The sequence below is a fragment of the Caldifermentibacillus hisashii genome (assembly GCF_039654145.1).
In the GTDB taxonomy this organism is placed as follows: domain Bacteria; phylum Bacillota; class Bacilli; order Bacillales; family Caldibacillaceae; genus Caldifermentibacillus; species Caldifermentibacillus hisashii.
In genome coordinates this window covers 589,483-612,279 of record NZ_CP155467.1, presented here as the reverse complement: position 1 = coordinate 612,279, position 22,797 = coordinate 589,483, and the positions used below count along the sequence as shown (strand labels likewise).

The window sequence follows — 22,797 nt, the reverse complement described above, 5'->3', positions numbered from 1 at the left end:
GTGTATTCAACATAAGGTCAAGTAAGTTTTTTCTCTGCCGCAAGCTTCATTAACTCCTCCCAAATTGGTTTACAAGAGCCCCAGCCGGTATCAACCTGCTCATTCCGGTATAAATAGCGTTCATATTGTTCCGTTAACCGGCTCATAAAATCATTGTTAAAAAATTCATCGACCCTCTTTGCAAATTGGTTTAATGTCTCATCCTCTTCTTTTATGACTCCTGATTTTTCCAGTCTCTTTAAAAGTGCCAAATACGCCGGCATAAAAGACTTTGCATCATTTTTATTTCGATACTGAAAAATTACCCAATAAGGCAGCCAACGTCGACGTAAAATATAACTAAGCAAAACAAAAATACCAGCCAAAATTCCACCGATTACCCACCAAATTTTTACCGTTTTCCAATCATTATTTATTATAAATGGTTTTGTTTCTTTATCACTATTTGGCTCTGATTGTTCTTCTATTTGTTGTTCTGTTTGTTGTTTTCTTTGTTGATTTGGTTCCTCTGGCTGGACATTAGGTTCTGATTCTCGTTCCTGTTGCAGAGCATTTTCTGTACTTACGGTTTCGGTTTCTTCAATAAAATCAACCGCGTTTGTAAACCCATTTGTCGGCTCAAATGGAACCCAGCCAATACCGGAAAAATATACCTCTACCCATGAATGGGCGTTATTATTTGTAATTTTATATGTTGTCAACTCACCCTCAGAGCCAATAACTGTACCCCCAGTATAACCTTTCACCCATCTGGAGGGGATCCCGACAGAACGGAGCAGGACCGCCATTGATGTTGAAAAGTTATCACAATAGCCGATCATCGTTTCAAATAAAAACTGGTCAACGTAATCCTCTTCTTTGCCGGGAATTGGGATATTCTCCGTTTTATAGGTAAACCGGGAACTTTGTAAATACTCCTCGATTGCTTTTACTTTGTCATACTGATTACTTTCATTTTCAGTTAACTGAATGGCAAGTTCTTTAACCCTAGCCGGTAAATTCTCAGGCAATTGCGTATACCGGGTATAAAAATCCGGCATGTCCTTCCTCAAATTTTCAGATGCGGTTACATTTTTTAAATCTTCTATAATAAAAGCAGGACGCTGATATTGCACCGTGTAGGATGATAATTGGTTATCGGGTGGAATTTGAATCTTCTCATTGGCTTCATTATAATGATAAAAGTTTTGCTTATGAAATTTGAGTCTATTTACCCCTTGTGGATAGATGACATGATCTCGTCTTTCCATAAAGACAACTTCCAATTCTGATGTTTCACCAAGATATTCCGGTTCAACCGAGTAAATAGGCAGTTCCTCTGAATCTTTTATTTGCTGAAAATTATCTTTTTCAGAAACAACCCACCCTTTTCCTGAATAAAAATCTTTCGTTTCCACCCGCCAATACTGTTTCTCCGGGGACTTAACCGTAAAAACCGGTGTATCATCTTTGATAAACCCGCCCCCAAGTTGGGTATCGTCTTCATCATAACCAATTTTATGAAGTTTTCCCTTTGCATTCAGCATATTTCCATCTTCCTGATTGGCAAACGTAACAACATAAGGCATCGGATCCGGCCAAATCGGACCAGGCTTTGGAATAACTATTCCAACACCTGCACATACAAGGATTATGACAACTAACGGGATAGGCCATCTTTTTATTAACGCAAAGGAAACAGTGAGCCTTTCCTGCTCCACCAATTTTGAAAAATGTGCCAATCCCGTTGCCGCCAAGCCGATAATAAAAGTGCGAATCACCGCATAATCTGCTTGAAACGGAAAAAATGTATCAAGAATAGCCAAGTAAATAATCGTGATCAAAACAAAGAAAAAAATACCTTTTCGCTTCTTCACCCAAAATGTATATAGAAAGACAATACAATCCAGTGTGACGAACAGTAGAAATGTTCGAAATGAATTCGTCAGTCCGAGCCAATCCATCCTGAAAACATGACCGATATTTAAAGCAAAATCTTTTATAATTGTATCCAACTTTAAGAGTGTGATAAGCGGCTCTTGGTAATATAAGTGGTTAATTACCAATATCATGTAGCAACCATTAATAATTATTCTTAAAATCCAATGAACACCAAGAAAACTTAATACAAAGCAAATAACCAGAAAACCAAGAAATACCTGTAAATTTTTTATTTCGGTTATCTGTTGTAAAGGACGGAGCCATTCCCAAATAAGGATAAATCCGATCACATATAAAATAAACGTCTGTAGACCTTTTTGCTTTCTAATCGTAATCACCTCTCAAAAGCCTTGGTAAAATCACTTTCACGCACTACTTTTGCATTCAAGCCCTTACCCTTGGCATACTCCAATAAAGCGGCCTCTTCAGGCTTAACTTTTTCAAGCCGGGATTTTATCAAAAAAATACCAATTTCATTATTTCGAGTATAAAGGTCAGTTATTTTTTCTATAACTTCTTTTCTTAGTTGACAGACAAGGAAGATCATCGTTTGACCGGGTTTTTTCAAAAATATCTCTGTTTCTAAAATTCTATGAAAGTCATAGTTTAAATCATCGTTCACAGTTGCTAAATGATAATTCAATGTTCGGAGTTGTGCTTCTCTTCCCTGAACAGGGAAATATTGTCTTTCCGCTCCATATGAAAGAAGACCGATGTTAGCCCCTACTTTTACAGCGGATCGAACAATTGAAGCAGTAAATTTTACAGCTAACTCAAAACTTGGACTGGGTGTGCGATCTAAAATAAGTAATACATCTTGGCTTTGTCGCTGTTCAAATTCCTTTGTCATTATTTCATTTTTTCTTGCAGTCTGTTTCCAGTGAATCCAGGAAAACCTATCGCCGGATTGATAGGTACGTGTACTTATCGCCATTGTGGAGTCTCTTTGGGCTAAATCCTTTGCTGCAGTCATTCCCGATTCAAATAAGGTTTTGAAAGGATCATATTTCATTTCAATATACGCCGGATATACGATGATTTTTTCCAATTGCTCTACAACTACCTCTTTCCGGGTCAAGCCCAACAGATCACCCATTTGGATTCGTATCTTGTGAAAGGTGTACTCCCCACGTGGCAATAAATTGTGGTGGTAAGTAAACGTTCGTTCTTTTGAAAATAACGGAAATAATACTGTTGTTCCTGAAAACGGACGACTCCCTGAACGTTCAGAAACTTCATCTTTAATAAATAGATAGACGAGAGGAATACGATAGGGCAAGGTTATATGAATTTTTACCGATACCATTTCACCATTAACGTACTCCGTTTTATCAAGCACCCTCTTAATATCAATTCGTGTTATTGGATAAAAGTTTAGTAGGATGGAGTAAAAGGCAATAGGCGGAAAACTTCCAAATAAAAACCAGCTGACAAATCCCCCTTGAAACATGGCAAAACTAAAGCTTGCTGCTACAAGTCCAATCAGCCCGATGAACTTCAAAACGGAATTGGTTCTTTTCATCAGATGCATCATTTCACAACCTTTTGGATGGGAACTTTTGTATCCGATAAAATCGAGGAGATAACTTCTTCCGCATTCACACCATCGTATCTGGCTTGTGACTGCAAAATCATCCGGTGTGAGAAAACAAAAGGTACTAAAAATTGGATATCATCAGGCAGCACAAAATCCCGTCCTTGTATATAGGCATAGCTTTTTGAGGCTTGCATTAATGCAATCGAGCCGCGGGGACTGACACCTAAATAGATTTGCGGATGATTTCTTGTCCTTGTCACAATGGAAATAATATATTGTTTAATCGTATCATCAACAAATACGCCTTTCACCTCTTTTTGCATAGATAGCAGCTCGTCCAAAGTAATGACAGGGGTTAATTCCTGAATCGGCAACTCCTCTTGAACACGACTCAAGACTTCCATTTCCTCAGCAAAACTTGGATAACCCATGTGGATTTTTAATAAAAAGCGGTCGAGTTGGGCTTCCGGTAATGGATAGGTCCCTTCATATTCAATCGGATTTTGCGTGGCCATAACTAAAAACGGTCTTGGCAGAGGAAATGTATGGCCATCAATGGTCACGCTCTTTTCCTCCATCCCTTCCAACAAGGCTGATTGCGTTTTCGGGCTTGTCCGATTAATTTCATCGGCTAAAATAATATTGCCCATAATGGGACCCGGTCGAAATTCAAATTCCAATGCTTTCGGATTATAAATCGACACACCCAGTACATCGGAAGGCAGTAAATCAGGAGTAAATTGGATTCGTTTGAATGTTGAGCTGACCGACTTGGCAAGGGATTTGACAAGCATCGTTTTCCCGACACCGGGGACATCTTCCAATAGCACATGGCCATCCGCCAAAAGCGCTGTCAAACATAAAATGATTTCTTCACGTTTTCCGACGATGACCCTTTCCATATTATTTAAGATAACTTCTACCTTTGGATGGAGAGTTGGAATGAACATTGTTGTAAAACCTCCTGTATTGGTCGAAAAGGAATATTATTTTTATTTTACAATAAATTCCGTCACCTGTTAATGAGATTTACGATTTTTACAAGTTTTTAATAATTAAGCAGCCTTAGCCGTTATTATACAGGGAGGGCTAAGGCCGCTTATCTTTCCTGAGACAGTTCGTCGGGATTCTTCGTCAAAAAATCGAGTTTTCTGAGCAAAAATGGTGACGAGATTAGATCTCGTCGTTAAAATTGAGCATTTTTCGCCTCAAAATGGTGACGAGATTCAGGCTCGTCGCCAAAATTGAAGCTTTCTCAACCAAAAACGATGACGAGATTGGGGCTCGTCGTCAAAATTGAGCGCTTTTCACTTCAAATTGGTAACGAGAACGGGTCTCGTCGCCAAAATTGAAGCTTTCTCAACCAAAAACGGTGACGAGAACCGGGCTCGTCGTCAAAATTGAGCATTTTTCGCCTCAAAATGGTGACGAGATTCAGGCTCGTCGTCAAAAAAGAGCTTTTCTCACCGAAAAATGGTGACGAGATTAGATCTCGTCGTTAAAATAGAGCATTTTTCATCTCAAATTGGTGACGAGATTGGGGTTCGTCGTCAAAATTGAGCATTTTTCGACTCAAATTGGTGACGAGAACAGGGCTCGTCGTCAAAAAAGAGCTTTTCTCACCGAAAAATGGTGACGAGAATGGGGCTCGTCGCCAAAATAGGAGCTTTCTCAACCGAAAACGGTGACGAGAACAGGCCTCGTCGTCAAAATTGAGCATTTTTCGACCCAAATTGGTGACGAGAACAGGCCTCGTCGTCAAAATTGAGCATTTCCAGCCTCAAATTGGCGACGAGATTCAGGCTCGTCGCCAAAAATAGGCATTTCCCACCTTAAAATGGTGACGAGAACAGGCCTCGTCGCCAAAATAGAGCATTTCCCGCCTCAAATTGACGACGAGAAGATAAGTTACTTCTCTTTAAAAAATTTTGAGTCCCTTTTCTGAATCTGCATTTCAAAAATATGAGGATTGCCGCGCCTTCATAACCCTTTTCGAAAAGGATCATCATCCATACATTTATCATTCTATCTTACTTTTGGAAGAACAATGCCTTTATATAATTGAACTGTAATCGTATAGTAAATGGTATAAATCACTAAGAAAATACAAATAGGTAACCAAATACGAAAATACGGGTCAATGACAATGAGCCCAAAAATATTCATGCCAATTAATACGTGGGCAATACCTACAATAGCCGGACATAAAAATATTAAGAAAAATTCCTTGTAGATTGACTTCGTTAGTAACTCATGGCGAACACCAATTTTACGAAGCATGTCATAACGGGTTATATCTGCTGTTGCTCCGGACAGAATTTTAAACATTAAACAGCTCGCCATCATAGCCAAAAAAGCAATGCCTAAGAAGAAGCCCATAAATACCGTCCCGCTGGAAACAGTATAAAATTCATTATATATTTTATATTTACTTAGCATGTCGTCTGCATCGATATGTTTATATTTTTCTAGCTGCAATTCATCAAGTTTTTTCCATTCTTTTGTATGTGCAGCAAAATTATCTGTTTTGCCGATAAAAACAAGCCCTTCCTTGCCTTGTAGTTCATTATACCTTTTTATGTCTACAATTTTTATCGTTTTGTCAAGATAATCCAAATAGGAAGGTTGTATCCCTCTTAGCGCAGTCACCCATTCATCCGGGATGACCTTGGTATTTTTATCCATTTCTTGTCCATCATTTGAAACAGCACCTAATGGCAGGTCTTCAGAAACACGCTTTAATTTACCGGTATATTTCCCTCCATTTTCAACATATATGAAGGGACGGTTTTTTTCTAACTCTGCTTTTAGATAATAAATATATTGATCATCCGTTTTATAACGATATTCATTTTTATCTTTGAATGGTATATCATTTAAAATTTTCATTTCTTCTGCTGTTGGGTTGTAAATGACAGTATCATATATTTCAAATTTATCAGCCGATTTTATCACATTATTTTTAAAAGCCATGCCGCCTGAAATGGCTCCTGCTCCCAGTGCAATTAGCATGGCTACGGTAGCTAAAACTTTTGTTAAACCATTGATTCGGAACTTTAATTGGGCAAATGTAAAAGCATTAATTCCTTTTTCATTGTGTGTTTTATTTTCTTTAAGCTTCTTTACAAATAGCGGAAAAACAGATTCAAAAAATAAATATGTCCCCGCTGTTGTCGAAAGCATCGCAATCGTGATTCCCGCTTCTTTTAAAACATCCATAAAAATCATTGATGCGTAACCGATTCCCAATAAAATAATCGAAATGAATGCTATGATTCCGGTCATCTTTCCTTTGATCACGGAAGAATCAGCGTAAGTATTTCCGTACACAAGTTCCAGAACTGTCATCCGTGCTAATTTCATACTATTCAACAAAGCAGATAGGATAAATAATCCAACAAAGAATATACAAGTAACTGTTATGGAGGGAACATATAATGCCCGATAACCACTTGCAGTAAAATTAAGTTGCTTCATTAACAAATGACCAATACCTTGTGAAAGTCCTATACCTGAGGCGATTCCAATTGCTAAAGAAGTCACTCCAATTAAGATGGTTTCTATAAACATAATGAATGCAACTTTATATTTTTTTGCCCCTAACAACATATACATACCAAACTCTTTTTGACGAAGGGACATCAAAAATGAGTTTGCATAAAACACATAAAAAAATGTGATGATTGCCAATAAGAATGATCCGACTTGAAACACATAGCCAATTGACTTAATGGTTGCGTTTGCTTCCAGAAATTCCTTGTTAGACGCTAATGTTTGGAACATATAAAAAATTGAAATGGACAAGACAAGACCAACAAGCAAAACGATGTAGTCTTTTAACTTACCTTTTAATCCTGTTATAGAAAGTTTAAATAACATGCCGAATTTCCTTCCCTATCTTTTCTCTGAACCCAATTCTGCAAGCACATCTAATATCTCCTTATAAAAAACATGGCGCGGCATTTGACTACGGTGAATTTCTTTATACAGCTCTCCGTCTTGAATAAACAAAATACGTTTACAGTAACTTGCACTATAAGCATCATGAGTGACCATCAAAATAGATGTACCTTGTTCTTCGTTTAAATTTGCCACCGTCTCCAGAAGACTTGCGGCATTTTTCGAATCCAGTGCACCGGTAGGTTCGTCTGCCAAAATAATGGCAGGGTCATGCACAATCGCCCGCGCAGCCGCCGCACGCTGCTTTTGTCCACCGGAAACCTCTGATGGATATTTGGAAAGAATGTCTGAAATTCTTAACATCTTTGTTACCTTTTCTACCTTTGTCCCAATCTTATTGGAAGAAACCCCTTGCAGTGATAGTGGCAACGCAATATTTTCATAAATTGATAAGTTTTCAAGCAGGTTAAAATCCTGAAAAATAAAGCCTAACTTTTTTGAACGAAAGTCAGCCAGTTCGCTTTGCCTCATCTTGGTAATGTTTGTACCTGCAATTTCAACTAAGCCATCGGTTGCATGGTCAAGCGTTGAAATTACATTTAGTAATGTCGTTTTACCTGATCCGGAAGGTCCCATAACGCCAACAAATTCCCCTTCATCCATCGAGAAAGATATTCCTTTTAATGCATGTGATGGATTTCCTCTCTTTTCCCCATACACTTTTTGAATATTTTTAACAATTATCACTGACCTTTTCATATATACTCTCCTATTCTTTGCATACATTTTCCGAACCGGTGTCAAATTCAATGACAATATTAGTTATTGGACTTTTTACTATTTAGTCAATACTTCCATTGCTTTTTCAGGAATGTTTTCCGGAGATACAACTTCGTACTCATAAACATACTTACCTTTTACATGGGCTTTTAAATAACTTTCTTTTGGGAAGTTTTTAACAGAAGTAGTGATTTTAATTTCATCTGTTTCTCCTGATTCATCCACCCCGTTTAACCTGAACATATATCTCTGCGGAAAATCAGGGTCCGGTATTCCTTCATCCTTTACCAAAACAAAAACATCTTTTTCTTTAATGAATGGATTAAATCTATCTCGAGTTTCCTCACCAATAAAAGTCATAATCAAAACGCCAGTCACAACGACTCCGAAAATACCAAATAAAAACTTTTTTCTCATCTTTTTTTATCCACCTTTCCCGTTTCTTTATTGACAATCTAAGTTCTTGGGATCCCAATGGAACTTTTCATCAATATCTACAGTATAGGATTCATTTCTTAAGAAAAAACTAGGAAACTTCTTAAGCTTTTCTTAACAAAAACGAATGTAAAATGTGATAAAAAAACTTAAGTTGGATGTTACTGCCCGTTAAGGAGGATGAAAAAGTTGCCAAAAAAAGCCTTAGGGTAGTTACCTTAAGGCTCATAAATTTAAGAAAGTATTTTTTCTATTTATTTATCATAACTAGTTACTTTTCTCCTTCTTTATTTACTAAACCCAATTTTGCGCAATTGGACCGTTTACTACCTGATCGTATAAGGGGCAAATTTTGTTCTAATTGATTCTGAATTTTATTAAAATTATTTTGCAAAGATAAGAATCCTACAACCGCTCCTTTTATCATCACCTTCCCACCAACCCTACTGCTTTTACCGGGCATATAAGAAAAGTGAAGAGCGCCCGTTTAGCAACGTACAAACTCCTGTTGGAACGCATATCTGACCATGTCCTGTGGCCCTACATCCTCGCAATGGGAACAGATTTACTTCCTCGAATAGGCTATGGCGCAGAGAACATTAAAGGTGAGCTAGTTTCTCAGTCGCTGGCGCACGGAGCTAGACAATAAAACTAATCCTAAGTTATTTACTGGTATTTTTATACTTTCTTAACGTATAAAAAAAGTGGGCATTGACCCACTCGTGAATATTAAACAATATGTTGAACAATTTTCTTATACGTATCGATAATAAATGATTTGAATAATGTATCCGGAAGAGGAGTTGTTTTTTCTTTTGCCCTTGTGGCGAATTTCAAAGCCGTTTCAATTTGACCTAATTCTAAATAACATAACGCCAAATAAGAATCTCCCACATAAAAGATTGTTAAGTCAAACGGGTGCGGCAAAAACGGTGGTATTTCAACTCTTTCCAACAATTGAACGGCTTCCTGATATCGTCCCAACCCATACAAGGCCTTCCCTTTCGTTAAGAAAAAATACGGTTTCAGTACTTCGGTATCATCCAGACCCGTCACGTATTTATCAACCAGACGAATAACACCTTCATAATCTTGATGTTTAAAAAGTCTTACTTCGGCTTCAGTATAATCATTAAAGGCATAATAGAAAGGATCTTCGACAAAGTTAGCATACCCAAGCAACTTCTTCAAATAATTATTGATTTTTTCTTCGTCATGGTTCACTAGTCCATAACCGATAGTTATCCGATACAAATCATCAATATGGTAAAAAACTTTATGGACTTTTGAGAAAGCAATTGCATCTTCTATCACACGGATTGCCGCTAGTGAATTCCCGACAGCAAAATGTAGTACTGCCTCAAGGTAATCAAGTTCAAGCCTTGTCGTCGGACTCATATACGGAAAATTTTTTTCAAGATAATCCCGTTCTGCTAAAAGCATTTTTAATGCCGTTTCGTATTTATGGTTACGAAATTGAACTTTAACCTGAAAAGTACCAACGCTCGCTCTTCTGTCCACCAGATTCATTTTCTCATACATTTGGGCTGAGCCCAAAATATACTTTTTCCAGTTCTTATCTTCTGAAACATGATAAAGGCTATATCCGTACAACTCCGTTAAACGTGCTGACTCATATCCTTTCGTTAAGTGATTGATAAATGGCTCAATCATTTTTTTAATCTGTTGATACTTTTTGTTATTATTAAGTGTTTTTGTGTCGGTAAAATATAGTTTTTCTACCTGTTCCAATAAATCCCTCAATTCCTGAACATTTTCATCTTGTAACAAATCACTAACATCCACTCCCAATTGGCTTGCAATATAATTCAAGCTCTCGATGGAAGGAACCGCTTTATTATTTTCAATCAGGCTGAGCATCCCTTTCGTTAATTTCGTACCGGCTAATGCCTCAAGGGTCAGCCCTCTGTCTTTTCTTAATTTCCTGATTCGCTCTCCTAATGTTGAGATGGGAAACACCTCCATTCTTATTTTGATTATATTAAATTTTTCCCGGTCAGTAAAATAAGTTTCACACAAAATAAAGTTTAATTTAATTGAACATATTTATTGATATTCAAAAGGACATATGTTATGATTTGTTTAATAAAATTTAACATTAATGAAAGAAGGGGATTTCTTTGACCGAAGCACAAAAGTTAAAAAGGGGATCTTATCATCTTTGGACATTTATGACGAGCAAGTTAATTTCTACATTTGGGGCCAATGTTTATTCTTTTGCCATTAGCTTTTATATTTTGCAATTAACCGGATCTGCAACTAATTTTGCTTTGAATTTAATTTGCAGTATTTTACCACGGACGATTGCTGCACCGTTTGCAGGCTATGTTGCGGATAATTTCTCGCGGAAACGAACGATCATTCTTGCCCAAGCAGCTTCTGTTTTGGCAATTGCCGGGCTTTTGACAGTTAGCCTTATGAATGGCTTATCACTGACTGCCATTTATATAACCACCTGTCTATTGTCATTGACATCAACTTTTTCCGGTATTACCTTCACATCATCAATTTCAGGGTTGGTTGATGAAAATCGAATTCAAAAAGCAATGTCGCTTAATCAAATGTCCATATCACTGGCCTCCATCGTCGCACCGGCCTTAGGAGGCATACTTTATGGGGCAGTTTCAATTCCTGTTTTTCTCATAATCTACTTAATTGCATCTCTAGTTGCTCTAATTCTTGATTCAACGATGGATTTCCAATTATTTGCCAAACGTAGCCATGTACCAGTCGCAGGTCAAGGGAAGGAAAAATTGTGGGTCAGTATGAAAGAAGGATTTGCCTATTTAAAAACGAAACCGGTCATTCAAACTATTATTTTCATTGCCTTGTTTATTAATTTTTTCTTCGGCTCTTTTCAAGTCGGATATTCTTTCGTTTTAATCGAAAAACTGGGAATGAAGTCAGAGCATTTCGGAATTTTGGAAGGTGCCTTTGCTGTCGGCATGTTGTTGTTATCTTTTTATTTAACGATTCGGAAAGAAATTAAATACCCGCTCATTACCGCAAAATATGGAACTATTGGATTGGCTCTTGTTATTGGTGGCATTGCCGTACCTCTACTTGTCCCATTTTCTTATCAGGCTATGTTTGTGTTTTATCTTATTTTAATGTTAGCGATCGGTAGTTTTTTGACCATCATAAATACACCAATCGGGGTCATGATGCAAAAAAGTGTGGATGATGATTTCAAAGGAAGGGTTATTTCTATTATTGAAACAATGGCACAAGTTCTGATGCCGCTTGGGACAGTCATCTATGGATTTCTTTATGATTGGGTTGCGGCTGAATGGGTATTGTTCATCTCGGCCGGTATCATCATCGGTATTGCCCTTTTTATGCTCCGTCCATCTGTAATAGCGAATGCATATCCTGAGCGAAAAAATGCATTACAGCGTATTACCGGGTAATGGGAAATTCCATCAGTGTTGAACTAATTGGACCTTTACGGGAAGTTCATCCCCCACCTATCCTCTTTGCTTGAGGTGGGGCTTACTCCCTGTTTATAGCAAAGGAAGATAAAGGTGCCAGCCCCGGATCCGGCACCCTTCATTATATACAACCACTTTCTTGAATAGAAAAAGAACCTTTACTACAATTGATTTCAGCCAGTGCGCCATAAGGCAAAATACATTTCGGCTCCGTATGGCCAAAATTCAAGTTATATAATATGGGTAAGTTGGTCAACCCGTACTCTCGCATCACTGTTAAAATTTCTTCCTTATATTCCTCCCTATATTTTTCATCATACGGTTTGGCGAAAATCATCCCGTTCGCTTTTTGCAAAATTCCTTGTGCCGCATAGTTTCGCAGCCAATATCGAATGTAGGTCGGTTCCGTCTTTTCCTCGGATGTTTCAAAAAACAAGATACATCCATCCCAATATTTTTCGTCCGGCCAGAGCACCGTTCCTTTAGCAAACTCCAAAACTTCTATGCAACCGCCAATGAGCCTCCCCTGCACAACACCTTTACCTTGTAAAACTTCATATCCCGAGTTCGGCTGCATGACTCGTTTTCGATTTTTATTTGCTTCTGTCCACTCTACGTGCTCACTCGTCCACTCGGCTGCCGTTTCAATTTCCCCGATCGCCTTATTAGAGAATAATGTCCGTTTGATTTTATCGACCGTATAGGGGTGCATCTCGATATTTTCTGCAAAATCGACTAAAATAGATGGTCCGTAAAACGACGATACCCCTGCTTTTAAACAAAAAAGATGAGGAATTGTTGTATCTGAATAGCCCATGAAAATTTTCGGATTGTTGTGAATCACTTTAAAGTCGATATAGGGTAGAAGCCGGATACTATCTTCCCCACCGATATTGGTAAAAATCGCTTTGATATCCGGGTCTCTGAAGGCTGCCATTAAATCTTCGGCACGGGCTTCCGGATGGTCATACAGGTATTCTGTCCCTTTCAAACTATTTGGCATTGGTTCCACTTGCAGGTCAAAAACGGTTTCCAGTCTTTCAACACCTTGCTCATAGCGCCAACGAATCTCGGGGTCACCCGCTCCACCCCATGAAGGACTAACGGTTGCCACCTTATCACCAGGATGTAATTTTTTTGGTTTGATCAACATCTACATGCCCACCTTCCCATATAATTCTTATTATTTAACCACCCTTTACGACATAATGCAATGATTTTTTGAACATGGGGATGTGTTGATTTTCTATTTTTACAGCTGTAATCACGAGGGTAACTGTTGATAGATGGGGCTTCTGCTATCGATCTTTTCGTTTTTACCATCGAAATCACTGGCACTAATGTTGATTTCTTTCTATACAATCGGTCGGTTACTGCTGAAGGTAAAAAAAGAGACGGTCAAAATTGAAAGATATTTTACCAATTCTGACGTCTCATTATACATTAATCTATATGGTTTTATTAAGCTTTCGGATGTACCATGTCAGCGGGATTGACATATTTGTCAAATTCTTCACTCGTTAAGTAGCCAAGCTTCAATGCTGCTTCTTTCAATGTTGTTCCTTCTTTATGAGCAAGTTTAGCAATTTGGGCTGCTTTTTCATAACCGATATGCGGATTTAATGCCGTAACAAGCATTAACGACTCGTTCAAGTTTTTCGTAATTACTTCCCGATTTGGCTCAATGCCCACCGCACAATGATCATTGAATGAACGAATACCATCTGCTAAAAGTCGGGCACTTTGCAAGAAATTGTACAAGATCACCGGCTTGAACACGTTCAATTCAAAATTCCCTTGACTTGCTGCAAATCCAATGGTTGCATCATTTCCCATGACTTGAACAGCAATCATCGTGATCGCTTCACTTTGGGTTGGATTGACTTTTCCCGGCATAATCGATGATCCCGGTTCATTTTCCGGAATAGTAATTTCCCCGATTCCGCATCTTGGACCTGAAGCTAACCAACGGACATCATTGGCGATTTTCATTAAATCGGCTGCCAATGCCTTTAATGCACCATGAGCATAGGCAACTTCATCATGGCTCGTTAAGGCATGGAATTTATTTTCTGATGAATAAAACTCTATTCCCGTAAATTTAGAAATTTCCTCACTAACCAATTTCCCGAATTCCGGATGGGTATTGATTCCGGTACCGACGGCTGTCCCGCCAATAGCCAGTGCTTTCATTTTATCGGAACTTTCTTTGACAAATTCTAAGGAACGTTCCAACATATGTACCCAGCCACTAATTTCTTGGCCGAGGGTTAATGGTGTTGCGTCTTGAAGATGTGTCCGGCCAATTTTTACAATATCCATGAATGCTTGTGACTTTTCTTCTAATGTCGCTTTCAATTTTTCAATTTCAGGAATTAAATACGTTTGTACATAATTCGTTGTTGCAATATGCATGGCAGTCGGAAATGTATCGTTTGAACTTTGGCCCATATTGACATCATCGTTTGGATGTAATTTTTGACTGGCACCTTGTTCGGCCAACAGTTGATTACCCCGATTCGCAATGACTTCATTCAAGTTCATGTTCGATTGTGTACCACTGCCGGTTTGCCAAATTTTTAACGGGAATTCACCCTCATGTTTTCCTTCAATAATTTCATCAGCTGCAGTGACAATCGCCTTTGCTTTTTCATCACTTAATTTTCCAAGTTTATTGTTTACAATCGCACAACTTCTTTTTAAAATGGCAAAAGCCTTAATTAATTCTTCCGGCATAGTTTCCGTGCTGATCGCAAAGTTTTGTAAGCTCCGTTGCGTTTGCGCACCCCATAATTTGTTTGCCGGAACTTTAACTTCCCCCATCGTATCTTTTTCAATCCGGTATTCCATGAAAATTCCCCTCCTGTATTTGGACAAAAACGTTTACAAATTCATTTCTATTATAGTCAATATAGTGGTACAAATCTATTAATTTGACTATAGTCAATATAGTTGTACAAATCTATTAATTTGGCAACAAAAAGCGATTTTCTTGTTTAAGTTAGCTATTGAGGTATTTAAACTTTTTCAAAAAGATAAAATTTGGGCTTAACTAAAGTAAGATCATTGTGGATTTTTTAATAAAAAAGCCACAGCTGAAATAGCATAGCCGTGGCCAGTATGTGAATTCTCAGTGTGGCAAGAACGCCAACTGAATAAAAAACAATACTGCAAAAATGTAGACAATCGGATGGACTTCCTGCCATTTTCCTTTGGCTACTTTCATTAACGGAAGCGATATAAAACCGAGCGCAATACCTGTTGAAATACTCGACGTGAGCGGCATGGTTAAAATGACTAGAAATGCCGGGAATGCTTCATCAATTTCATTCCATTTAATCTTTGCAACATGACCAATCATTAGGCTACCTACAATTATAAGTGCCGGTGCGGTAATCGCGGCCACACCGGAAATTGCACCGACTAAAGGACTTAAGAATGAGGCAAGAATAAAGAGAACCGCAACCGTTAGTGACGTAAGACCGGTCTTTCCACCTGCAGCAACCCCTGAAGTTGATTCAATATATGCCGTTGTCGGACTTGTTCCCACCATTGCACCGATTGTTGTAGCAATGGAATCAGAAAGGAGTGCATTTTTTGCATTTGGTAATGTTTTTCCTCTCATAAAACCTGCCTGTTCTGCTACTCCAATCATCGTTCCGGTCGTATCAAAGATGGTGACTAATAAAAAGGAGAAAACAACCGCATATAGCGAGTGTTGGAATACATCAGCAAAAGCTTCCAGAGGGTTGGCTACGATAACACCGTCCGGTAACGATGGTAGAGAAAAAATTCCCTTATCAAAGGATAACTGTCCGGTTACGAATGCGGCGATTGTCGTTATAATCATACCAAAAAATAAAGCACCATTTACATTGAGTGCCATTAACACAAGGGAAACGGCCAAACCAAATAACGCCAGCAATACTTCAGGAGAATGAAGATTACCGAGCCCAACTAAATTATCTGGATTACTTGTAATAATCCCGGTATTTTTTAAACCGACAAAAGCTATAAAAAGACCAATTCCAGCTGAAATTCCGAATTTTAAATTATCCGGAATTGCCTCAATTAATTTTTCTCGAAAAGCTGTTAAAGAAAGAATAACAAATATAATACCTGCTACAAATACTGCGGAAAAGGCCGTAACATAATCAATCCCACCGTGAGAACCTACAACCGAAAAGGCAAAATATGCATTCAAGCCCATACCGGGAGCAATCGCAATCGGATAATTTGCAAAAAGCGCCATCCAAAGCGTACCAATGGCGGTTGCAATAATTGTTGCGGTAAATACTTGTTCAAACGGGATTCCGGTATTCGATAAAATTGCCGGGTTAACGACAATAATATATACCATTGTAAAAAATGTTGTCATCCCGGCGAAGATTTCCGTTTTCACATTTGTTTGATTTTCCTGAAGCTTAAACATCTTTTGCCCTCCTAATATAAATGCGAACATTTTAAGACCACAAATTAAATAATATTCGTTTATGGATGGTTTTTCAAGTACAAAATTTACATAGTCTGTATTAAGGGATAAGTTTTTACAAAATCTTGGGCATTGAAGGTTCAACGATGGACCAGATGTCCCTTTTGGTATATTTATTACCAATTATCATGAACATAATGACCCGTTTTACACAGCAAATATTTTTTCGGGATAATAATCACACTGTTCTAAGATGCATAAATTCAGGCTTTTTTTGTAGATATTCTACCAATTATCTTGAACATAATGACCCATTTTACGGGGCAAATATTCTTTTAGCAAAAATATTATACTGTTCAAAGATGTATAATCCAGGTTTTTTGAAAGCGTTTAAATAATTCTCTTGCCATTTTTTCAAACTAATAGTATGATAGGGATAAATAAATTGTATATCAGATCACATGTTACTGATTCGATCAGGCATGGTGGTAACAAAAGGGTAGCATTCTCCCCCTTTACCACCATGCCTTTTTTATTTTCTAAAAAAGGAGAAATATGTATGTTCAGTTTTTTTAAGAAAAAGCGAGATCTTTCAATTTATGCTCCGGTAGACGGGGAAGTAATTCCTCTATCCTTTGTTCCCGACCCTGTTTTTCGTGACAAACTAATGGGAGATGGAATTGCCATAATACCAACTGACGGGCATTTTTGTGCACCAATAAATGGGAAAGTGATTCTCATTGCACCTACAAAACACGCAATCGGTTTAAAAGCTGAGGATGGGACAGAATTATTAATTCATGTTGGCCTAGACACGGTTGACTTAAATGGGGAAGGTTTTCATCCTTTTTTAAAAATCGGGGATTCTGTTTCCATTGGTCAACCACTCATGGACGTTGATTTAGCTTTTATCAACAGTCAGGCTAAATCAATCATTTCTCCTATTATTATTACGAATGATGATGAACATAAAAAACTAATTTCATTCACTGTGAAAAAAACAGTCCATATTGGAAAAACTGTTATTATGTCCATAACTGGATAATCCTCTTCCTAATAAAAACAGGTAAGGTGGTGAATGATGATGAAAATCTCCAAAATATTAAACAATAATGCCGTAATTGTTAGGGATGGAGAGGAAGAAAAAGTAGCTATTGGAACAGGAGTTGCGTTTGACAAGAAGAAAAACGATATTGTTAACCCCAATAAAATTTAAAAATTATTTGTTATTGAAGATAAAGAAAAATTACAACAACTATTAAGCCGAATTTCGGGAGAACATCTATTAATCTCTGAAAAAATTATTTCATATGCAGAAAAACAGTTAGGCACAAAATTAAATGATCACATCCACATTATCCTGACTGATCACATTTCATTCACAATCGAAAGGGAACTTGAGGGTATTCACCTAAGAAACAAACTTTTAAATGAAATTAAAATCTTATACCGGCCGGAATTTGAAATTGGACTTTGGGCCGTAAATTATATAAACGATAAATTGCATATTAACATTCCGGAAGATGAAGCCGGTTTCATTGCTCTCCATATCCATACAATGAAACCGAAAAGTAAAAATTTAAAAGAAACGATTTATCAAACTACAATCATAAAAGATATGGTCGAAATCATAAAGAACCATTTGTCAATCCGAGTAGAAGAAGATGACTTAGCCTATCATCGTTTAGTAACGCACTTGCGCTATGCTTTAACTAGAGTAAAGGAATATGAGATACACACACTGGATGATGAAATGATTGTAATGATAAAAAATAAATTACCCATTTCTTATCAATGTGCTCTTGCCTTAGCAAAAGAGGTAGCAGACAAATATAATATTCACTTGTCTGAAGAAGAACTTGCCTATATTACATTGCATATTGAGAGATTGCGTAAATAAGTTCAATAAGAAATGTTCGTTTCTTAAAGGAGGTGATTATTTTCAAAACAAAAAGGAACTAGCTGCTAACAATTCAATTCTTTCTCTTCACAGGCTCTGTATAAACTCATATATTTTGGTGTTATATTTGATAACCTTTTGTAATTGTTACTTTTAACGGAGCCACTATTAAACTTAAAATGGAGGTATGGTTAGAATGGTCATGAAGTATTTACAAAGACTTGGGAAATCATTAATGTTACCTGTAGCTGTTTTACCGGCAGCCGCAATTTTAATGGGTATTGGTTACTGGATTGACCCGGTCGGTTGGGGTGCGGAAAGTCCGGTTGCTGCCTTTTTAATTAAGGCAGGCAGTTCCATTATTGATAATATCCCAATTTTATTTGCTGTAGGTGTTGCACTTGGAATGTCGAAAGAGCGAGACGGCTCTGCTGCTCTAAGCGGGCTTGTTGCCTTTCTTGTCACAACTACTTTACTGTCAACCGCAACTGTTGCAATGTTTCTGGGAATTAAAGTAGATGCCGTGGATCCTGCTTTTGGAAAAATTGGAAACGCATTTGTTGGTATTTTATCAGGTATTATTGCTTCTTTATGTTATAACCGTTTCCATAATGTGAAATTACCGGATGCATTGGCTTTTTTCAGCGGCAATCGACTTGTTCCAATTATGACAGCGGTTTCAATGATTCTTATTTCCGTTATCTTATTCTTTATTTGGCCACCTGTTTACGGAGCACTCGTCGCGTTTGGTGAAGCAATCGCAAAACTAGGTGCTGTCGGTGCCGGCTTGTACGGATTCTTTAACCGCCTATTGATTCCTACCGGTTTGCATCATGCGTTAAACTCTGTATTCTGGTTTGACGTTGCCGGAATTAATGATATTGGAAATTTCTGGTCCGGTAAAGGAGTAAAAGGGATAACCGGTATGTATCAAGCAGGTTTCTTCCCTGTTATGATGTTTGGCTTACCTGCAGCCGCTCTAGCTATGTATCATACCGCAAAAACGGAAAAGAAAAAACAAGCAGCTTCTTTATTACTTGCAGCCGCATTTGCTGCATTTTTCACCGGTGTTACAGAACCAATTGAATTTGCCTTTATGTTCTTGGCACCAGCATTATACGTTGTACACGCACTTTTAACGGGTGTTTCATTATTTATCGCCGCAACATTCCATTGGACGGCCGGATTTGGTTTCAGTGCAGGTTTCGTCGACTTTTTCTTAAGTTCTCGACTACCTTTAGCTAACCAACCTTATATGCTCTTGCTACAGGGACTTGTATTTGCGGTTATTTACTATTTCTTATTCCGCTACTTAATTGTAAAATTCAACTTAAAAACACCCGGCCGCGAAGATGATGATGAAGTTGGTGAAATAGTTAATGCTCCCGGAAAAGATCGGTTCGCAACAATGGCAAAAATAATCTATGAAGGTTTAGGCGGAGATGCAAATGTTGTCGCAATTGATAATTGTGTAACACGTCTAAGAGTTGAAGTTAAAGACATGAGAAAAGTAGATCAACAAAAAATTAAATCAACCGGAATTTCGGGCATAAAAGAAGTCGGACCGACAAGTATACAAGTAATTGTTGGTACAAACGTGCAATTTGTTGCAGACGAAATCACAAAGCTTCGTAAATAACCTTATGACATTCCGAATAACAGGGTATGCACAATTCGCATACCCTGTTTTTATGAATTGGATAGAAGAAATGTCTCAGAGGAACCCATTCTTGTCGCAAATTTTGGAGAATTGCACCCGTTTTTGGAGACAAGACTCTTTTCTCGTTACCATTATGAAGCGGAAAATGCTTATTTTTGGCGACGAAGTACCTTCTCGTCGTCTTTTTTGCACGGGAAACCCCCTTTTTTGGCGACGAGACCCCTTCTCGTCATCACTTTTGCCCGGGAAACCCCATTTTTTGGCGACGAAGTACCTTCTCGTCGTCATTTTGACGCGGAAAACTCCCTTTTTTGGCGACGAGACCCTTTCTCGTCATCACTTTTGCCCGGGAAACCCCATTTTTTGGCGACGAGACCCTTTCTCGTCGTCACTTTTGCCCGGGAAACCCCATTTTTTGGCGACGAGATCCTCTCTCGTCGTCTTTTTGAAGCGGAAAACTCCCTTTTTTGGCGACGAGACCCTTTCTCGTCATCACTTTTGCCCGGGAAACCCCATTTTTTGGCGACGAGACCCTTTCTCGTCGTCACTTTTGCCCGGGAAACCCCATTTTTTGGCGACGAAGTACCTTCTCGTCGTCTTTTTTGCACGGGAAATCCCATTTTTTGGCGACGAGACCCGTTCTCGTCGTCTTTTTTTGGCTGGAAACTCATTTTTCTGGCGACGAGATCCTCTCTCGTCGTCTTTTTGAAGCGGAAAACTCCCTTTTTTGGCGACGAGACCCTTTCTCGTCATCACTTTTGCCCGGGAAACCCCATTTTTTGGCGACGAGACCCTTTCTCGTCGTCACTTTTGCCCGGGAAACCCCATTTTTTGGCGACGAGATCCTCTCTCGTCGTCTTTTTGAAGCGGAAAACTCCCTTTTTTGGCGACGAGACCCTTTCTCGTCATCACTTTTGCCCGGGAAACCCCATTTTTTGGCGACGAGACCCTTTCTCGTCGTCTTTTTTGCACGGGAAACTCCCTTTTTTGGCGACGAGACCCTTTCTCGTCGCCTTTTTGAGCCAAGAAATCCCACTTTTTGGCGACGAGACCCTTTCTCGTCATCACTTTTGCACGGGAAACCCCATTTTTTGGCGACGAGACCTTTTCTCGTCGTCATTTTTGCACGGGAAACCCCATTTTTTGGCGACGAGACCCTTTCTCGTCATCACTTTTGCCCGGGAAACCCCATTTTTTGGCGACGAGACCTTTTCTCGTCGTCATTTTTGCACGGGAAACCCCATTTTTTGGCGACGAAGCCCCTTCTCGTCACTAATTTTGCCCGAAATCCACCTGTTTTTGGCGACGAAACCATCCATGAGACAAAAATCTCTAAAAGAAACCTTGTCGAATTGTCCCAAGATAAAACATTTCAATTCCCTTACTGACAAGTTTTTCAACAGTCTTTGTCAGTTACTTAATACTTCCAGAAAACATGGTATAATAATAAGATGAAAGATTGCAGGAAGGACTTTAAAAATGAACAATCAACGTTGGCTTTCATTTAACTACTTCACATTTTTCTTTACATGGGGAATTTTCATGCCTTATTGGACGGGCTGGCTAACAGGCGATAAGGGACTTTCCGTATCCGCTGCAAGTATTATTATTGGGGCCGGATTACTGACAAGATCATTTTCTACTTTGATTTTGTTCCCAGTTGCAACTAACCGATTTTCCATTAGCACTGTAATGAAAGGGATTGCACTTCTTTCACTCGTTCTGATGATTTCATATATTCCCTTTGAATCCTATAGTGTACTACTTCTCATTACCGTTCTATTTAGTCTTATTTATCCAAACTTAATGCCCGGTGTAGAGGGCAGTGCCACCATTTTATTAGCAAACGAAAAACTCGATTATGGAAAGAGTCGTTCCTTTGGCTCAATCGGCTATACGGTTGCTTTAATTGTTGTCGGGCTTGGGACTTCCTTATTTCAAGAAAAAGCAATCTATTGGTTAATGCTGGCAGGCATTGTGTTCATTATCTTTTCCCAATTTAAAGCGACTCCACTCATTTTGAAAACAGAACCGAAAAAACAAAATTCAAATACGAGTATAGGAAACTTCAAAAAACTTTTTACATCAACGGAATTTCTTATCATTCTAATTATTTCCGTCTTATTACAAGGCTCACATACATCCTATTATAATTATGGATTTATTTATTTACAGGATTTAGGCATAAACAGTTTTTACATTGGGCTTATTTTAAATGTAGCCGTTTTAGGAGAAATCTTATTTTTTGCAAAAGCAGATTCGTTTCTGGCCAATATGAAAATATCGACAATGTACATCTGGGCGGCCATTGGTTCTACTTTACGGTGGGTTCTCGTTTTCCTTTTCCCGAATGTATTTGTTTTTATTGGTTCGCAACTTTTGCATGTGGTTTCCTTTGGTTATGCTCACTATGCCACGATTCAATTTATCTCGAAACGACTGAAAACAAGCCAAATTCCAACCGCTCAAGGCATGTATACTTCTTTCGCCATGAGTTTAATTAATGCTTTGCTGACCTTCCCGGCAGGATTTTTATATGAAGTTTCGGCAAAGACGGCTTTTTTAGGAATGATCGCATGCACCATCCCGGCTTTACTTCTAACCTTGGCTACAAAACGAAAATATAACTATTAAAGGTAATTCATTGTGTCATGCTGCAATGAAGCTTTTTTCAAATGAGTTCCACAAATTTAGGGCATACATCATTTATGTGCCCTTTCCTTGTAAAAATCCTTTTATTTTATATTATATAAGGAAAAAGGGGAATCCAGCGCTAAATAC

20 protein-coding genes are annotated in these 22,797 nt (G+C 38.3%); 6 read left to right on the top strand and 14 right to left on the bottom strand.

What is annotated here, in order from left to right:
* Positions 1–17: 17 nt before the first annotated feature.
* The 8 genes from NSQ14_RS02910 to NSQ14_RS02875 form a co-directional block, all read right to left on the bottom strand.
* Positions 18–2,258 (bottom strand): transglutaminase TgpA family protein, encoded by a 2,241-nt coding sequence (locus tag NSQ14_RS02910; RefSeq protein WP_342019678.1) that lies wholly within the window; start codon positions 2,256–2,258, stop codon positions 18–20.
* Entirely contained in the window at positions 2,255–3,451 is a 1,197-nt protein-coding gene (locus NSQ14_RS02905; protein ID WP_346216841.1) for a DUF58 domain-containing protein, read from the bottom strand. Before NSQ14_RS02905 ends, NSQ14_RS02910 begins: the two co-directional genes overlap by 4 nt.
* Complete coding sequence (locus NSQ14_RS02900; protein WP_269919287.1) at positions 3,451–4,407, bottom strand: AAA family ATPase; 957 nt, start codon at positions 4,405–4,407, stop codon at positions 3,451–3,453. The genes NSQ14_RS02905 and NSQ14_RS02900 overlap by 1 nt, the downstream gene beginning before the upstream one ends.
* A 362-nt stretch (positions 4,408–4,769) precedes the next feature.
* Complete coding sequence (locus tag NSQ14_RS02895) at positions 4,770–4,907, bottom strand: hypothetical protein (protein ID WP_342019675.1); 138 nt, start codon at positions 4,905–4,907, stop codon at positions 4,770–4,772.
* 575 nt (positions 4,908–5,482) lie between these two features.
* Entirely contained in the window at positions 5,483–7,336 is a 1,854-nt protein-coding gene (locus NSQ14_RS02890; protein WP_346216840.1) for an ABC transporter permease, read from the bottom strand.
* Positions 7,337–7,351: 15 nt separating this feature from the next.
* On the bottom strand, positions 7,352–8,116 hold the full coding sequence (locus tag NSQ14_RS02885) for an ABC transporter ATP-binding protein (RefSeq protein WP_034767911.1): 765 nt from the start codon (positions 8,114–8,116) through the stop codon (positions 7,352–7,354).
* A 78-nt stretch (positions 8,117–8,194) separates the two neighbouring features.
* Positions 8,195–8,554, bottom strand: a complete 360-nt coding sequence (locus NSQ14_RS02880) for a YxeA family protein (RefSeq protein ID WP_034767909.1) — start codon at positions 8,552–8,554, stop codon at positions 8,195–8,197.
* Between the two features lie 747 nt (positions 8,555–9,301).
* Entirely contained in the window at positions 9,302–10,552 is a 1,251-nt protein-coding gene (locus NSQ14_RS02875; protein ID WP_346216839.1) for a helix-turn-helix domain-containing protein, read from the bottom strand.
* A 161-nt stretch (positions 10,553–10,713) separates the two neighbouring features.
* Here NSQ14_RS02875 and NSQ14_RS02870 point away from each other — a divergent pair, with 161 nt between their 5' ends.
* Positions 10,714–12,003, top strand: coding sequence for an MFS transporter (locus NSQ14_RS02870; protein ID WP_346216838.1), 1,290 nt, complete (start codon positions 10,714–10,716; stop codon positions 12,001–12,003).
* Between the two features lie 142 nt (positions 12,004–12,145).
* Here NSQ14_RS02870 and NSQ14_RS02865 read toward each other — a convergent pair whose 3' ends face one another.
* The 3 genes from NSQ14_RS02865 to NSQ14_RS02855 form a co-directional block, all read right to left on the bottom strand.
* Complete coding sequence (locus NSQ14_RS02865; protein ID WP_034767894.1) at positions 12,146–13,177, bottom strand: S66 family peptidase; 1,032 nt, start codon at positions 13,175–13,177, stop codon at positions 12,146–12,148.
* 308 nt (positions 13,178–13,485) lie between these two features.
* A complete protein-coding gene (gene fumC / locus NSQ14_RS02860) occupies positions 13,486–14,874 on the bottom strand; it encodes a class II fumarate hydratase (protein ID WP_346216837.1) in 1,389 nt (462 codons plus the stop codon).
* Between the two features lie 280 nt (positions 14,875–15,154).
* The gene (locus NSQ14_RS02855; RefSeq protein ID WP_346216836.1) at positions 15,155–16,456 is read right to left on the bottom strand and encodes an NCS2 family permease; all 1,302 of its coding nucleotides are present in this window, start codon (positions 16,454–16,456) and stop codon (positions 15,155–15,157) included.
* Between the two features lie 559 nt (positions 16,457–17,015).
* On the opposite strand from NSQ14_RS02855, the gene NSQ14_RS02850 reads away from it, so the two are divergent.
* From NSQ14_RS02850 to nagE, 4 genes are all read left to right on the top strand, one after another.
* Positions 17,016–17,501: a PTS glucose transporter subunit IIA gene (locus tag NSQ14_RS02850; RefSeq protein WP_346206957.1), complete on the top strand. Its 486-nt coding sequence runs from the start codon at positions 17,016–17,018 to the stop codon at positions 17,499–17,501.
* 36 nt (positions 17,502–17,537) lie between these two features.
* On the top strand, positions 17,538–17,672 hold the full coding sequence (locus tag NSQ14_RS02845; RefSeq protein ID WP_322107699.1) for a CAT RNA binding domain-containing protein: 135 nt from the start codon (positions 17,538–17,540) through the stop codon (positions 17,670–17,672).
* A gap of 12 nt (positions 17,673–17,684) precedes the next feature.
* Positions 17,685–18,356, top strand: a complete 672-nt coding sequence (locus tag NSQ14_RS02840; protein WP_346217106.1) for a BglG family transcription antiterminator — start codon at positions 17,685–17,687, stop codon at positions 18,354–18,356.
* A gap of 196 nt (positions 18,357–18,552) precedes the next feature.
* Complete coding sequence (gene nagE / locus NSQ14_RS02835) at positions 18,553–19,995, top strand: N-acetylglucosamine-specific PTS transporter subunit IIBC (RefSeq protein WP_269919285.1); 1,443 nt, start codon at positions 18,553–18,555, stop codon at positions 19,993–19,995.
* Between the two features lie 75 nt (positions 19,996–20,070).
* On the opposite strand, the gene NSQ14_RS02830 is transcribed toward nagE, so the two are convergent.
* From NSQ14_RS02830 to NSQ14_RS02820, 3 genes are read right to left on the bottom strand one after another with little or no spacing between them, the layout of a single operon-like run.
* Positions 20,071–20,304, bottom strand: a complete 234-nt coding sequence (locus tag NSQ14_RS02830; protein ID WP_346216835.1) for a hypothetical protein — start codon at positions 20,302–20,304, stop codon at positions 20,071–20,073.
* Complete coding sequence (locus tag NSQ14_RS02825) at positions 20,301–20,687, bottom strand: hypothetical protein (protein WP_346216834.1); 387 nt, start codon at positions 20,685–20,687, stop codon at positions 20,301–20,303. The genes NSQ14_RS02830 and NSQ14_RS02825 overlap by 4 nt, the downstream gene beginning before the upstream one ends.
* Complete coding sequence (locus NSQ14_RS02820; RefSeq protein ID WP_346216833.1) at positions 20,684–21,136, bottom strand: hypothetical protein; 453 nt, start codon at positions 21,134–21,136, stop codon at positions 20,684–20,686. Before NSQ14_RS02820 ends, NSQ14_RS02825 begins: the two co-directional genes overlap by 4 nt.
* A gap of 359 nt (positions 21,137–21,495) precedes the next feature.
* On the opposite strand from NSQ14_RS02820, the gene NSQ14_RS02815 reads away from it, so the two are divergent.
* The gene (locus tag NSQ14_RS02815; protein WP_346216832.1) at positions 21,496–22,650 is read left to right on the top strand and encodes an MFS transporter; all 1,155 of its coding nucleotides are present in this window, start codon (positions 21,496–21,498) and stop codon (positions 22,648–22,650) included.
* The last annotated feature ends 147 nt before the right edge of the window (positions 22,651–22,797 follow it).